This window comes from Embleya sp. NPDC059237 (assembly GCF_042754105.1).
Lineage (GTDB): Bacteria > Actinomycetota > Actinomycetes > Streptomycetales > Streptomycetaceae > Embleya.
This window is the reverse complement of record NZ_JBHZAE010000005.1, coordinates 376,336-379,179: the sequence shown is the minus strand read 5'-3', so window position 1 is coordinate 379,179 and position 2,844 is coordinate 376,336. Positions and strand designations below refer to the sequence as shown.

Sequence of the window (2,844 nt, the reverse complement as noted above, 5' to 3'; positions counted from 1 at the left end):
TCCGCGCTCCATGACCTGCATACGTTGAGTACACGGACGAACACAGATCAACACATTGGAGTACCGGGTCGATCGGCCGCAAGGGGTGAATTCAGGCCCCGCTCGGGCGCTTTCGACGGCACGGTTGAACCATTCGGGTCACCTGGTGTAGTGCGCGAACGCCCCGCGCACGCCCGCCTTCGACCTGCGTCGTCGACGCGCGAGGATCCTTGATCCGACCGGCCGCGCACCCGGCTCGCACGCCCGCGCGCGTACGGTCCCGACCACCCGTGGGCGGGGGCGAACACACCTGCCTGCGACGAACGTTCACATGTCGCTTACATATCGGTCACATGCGCAACAGCACGGGAGCGCATCGATTCGGACTAATTTTTTCTCACCCGAGCCCACCGAATACCCGAAAGGGCGGTGTCGACGCGTGTCGACACCGCCCTTCCGCTCACCGTCGGCGCCTCAGCAGCAGCGCGTCTGCGGCCGCTCCTCGCGTCGCCGGGTCCGCCAGGACTCGTACTCGCGGCGGGTCGGCGCCGGTCGGTCCGGATGCTCCCGCAGGTGTCGCCGGCGGTGTCGCTCGTAGTCCGCGTCGCCGGAGATCTCCCGCAGGTACCACCGCACCCACCCGAACACCCGCCCGGGCGCGTGCCGAAGATCCCGGGCCCACCGCGTCACGAGCGTCCCGCCGCGTCGCCGGCCCCGGCGCCGGCAAGTGCCCGATCCCCGGCCGCGCCGCCCGGCCCGAGGTCCAGGGTGGACTCGACCCACGGCGTCTCGGTGGTGGGCAACGATCCCCCGGCGCGGATCGCCCGCACGCACACCACGGCCGCGTTGGCGATCACCAGTGCGATCAGCACCAGGAAGATCGCGATCAGCACGCCGTCGACGGTGGAGTTCAGCACCACGGTGTGCATGTCGTCCATGTTCTTGGCCGGGCCGAGCACCTTGCCCGCGTCGATCGCGTCGGCGTACCGGTCGCGTTGCGCGAAGAAGCCGATGCGGGGGTCGTCGGAGAAGATCTTCTCCAGGCCGGCGGTGTACGTCACCGCGACGTCCCAGGCCAGCGGGACGCCGGTGACCCAGGCCCAGCGCAGCTTGCCGGACTTGACCAGCACCGTGGTGGCGACGGTGAGCGCGACGGCCGCGAGCAGTTGGTTCGCGATGCCGAACAGCGGGAAGAGCTGGTTGATCCCGCCGAGCGGGTCGGTGGCGCCGGCGTACAGGAAGTAGCCCCACAGGCCGACCACCGCGGCGCTGGTGATCCAGATGCCGGGCTTCCAGTCGACCCGGCCGATCGGCTTCCAGACGTTGCCGAGCATGTCCTGGAGCATGAACCGGCCGACCCGGGTGCCGGCGTCCACGGTGGTCAGGATGAACAGCGCCTCGAACATGATCGCGAAGTGGTACCAGAACGCCTTCATCCCCGAGCCACCGAACACATCGGCGAAGATCTCCGACATCCCGACGGCGAGCGTCGGCGCCCCGCCGGAGCGGGCGATCAGGGTCTTCTCCTCTACCGCGTGCGCCGCCGCGCGCAGGTCGTCGGGGGTGATCGTGAAGCCGAGACCGGCGACCGCGTGCGACGCGCTCTCCGCGGTGGCGCCGAGCACGCCGGCCGGGGCGTTCATCGCGTAGTACAGGCCCGGGTCGATCACACACGCGGCGATCAGCGCCATGACCGCGACGAACGACTCCATCAGCATGGCGCCGTAGCCGATCATCCGGACCTGCGACTCCTTGCGGATCAGCTTCGGCGTGGTGCCGGAGGCGACCAGAGCATGGAACCCGGAGAGCGCGCCGCAGGCGATGGTGATGAACAGGAACGGGAACATCGTCCCTGCGAACACCGGCCCGGAGCCGGAGCCGGCGAACGAACTGACCGCGTCGGTCTTCATGTTCGGCGCGGCCACGAGCACGCCGATCGCGAGCAGCACGATCGTGCCGACCTTCATGAACGTGGACAGGTAGTCGCGCGGGGCGAGCAACAACCACACCGGCAGCACCGAGGCGACGAAGCCGTAGCCGATCAGGCAGAACACCAGGGTGGTCGGGCTCCAGGTGAACGCGTCGCCGAGCGCGGTGTCCTCGATCTGCCCGCCGCCGACGATCGCGGCCAGCAGTAGCGCCACGCCGATCACACTGGTCTCCAGGACCCGCCCCGGGCGCAGGTAGCGCAGGTACACGCCCATGAACAGCGCGATCGGCACGGTCAGCGTGACCGAGAAGGTCCCCCAGGGCGAGTCGGCCAACGCGTTGACCACGACCAGGGCCAGCACCGCGAGCAGGATGATCATGATCACGAACACCGCGATCAGCGCCGCCGCGCCGCCGACCCGGCCGATCTCGTCGCGGGCCATCTGGCCCAGGCTCTTGCCGTCCCGACGCATCGACAGGAACAGCACGACCATGTCCTGCACGGCACCGGCGAAGATCACCCCCACGACGATCCAGATGGTGCCGGGCAGGTAGCCCATCTGCGCGGCGAGCACCGGGCCCACCAGCGGTCCGGCGCCGGCGATCGCGGCGAAGTGGTGGCCGAACAGGACCCGATGGTCGGTGGGTTGGTAGTCCACGCCGTCGTCGAGGCGTTCGGCCGGGGTGGCGCGGGTGTCGTCGGGCTCCAGGACCCGGCGGACGATGAAGCGCGAGTAGAAGCGGTAGGCGATCGCGTACGAGGCGACCGCGGCGAAGATCAGCCAGACGGCCGAGATCTCCTCGCCGCGGGCCAGCGCGACCACGCCCCAACCGGCCGCCCCGATCAGGGCGACGACGGTCCAGATCAGGATGGTCTTGGCGTTGTGTGCAAAGGCGCCGGAGTCGTTGGGGTCGTCGGAGTCGTCCGGGCGGGGG

2 protein-coding genes are annotated in these 2,844 nt (G+C 69.7%); both read right to left on the bottom strand.

Features of this window, described 5'->3' with window-relative positions:
• Positions 1 to 453: 453 nt before the first annotated feature.
• Positions 454 to 615, bottom strand: coding sequence for a CstA-like transporter-associated (seleno)protein (locus ACFXKZ_RS18990; RefSeq protein ID WP_380001830.1), 162 nt, complete (start codon positions 613 to 615; stop codon positions 454 to 456).
• A gap of 50 nt (positions 616 to 665) precedes the next feature.
• A complete protein-coding gene (locus ACFXKZ_RS18985) occupies positions 666 to 2,780 on the bottom strand; it encodes a carbon starvation CstA family protein (RefSeq protein ID WP_380002069.1) in 2,115 nt (704 codons plus the stop codon).
• Between the last annotated feature and the right edge of the window lie 64 nt (positions 2,781 to 2,844).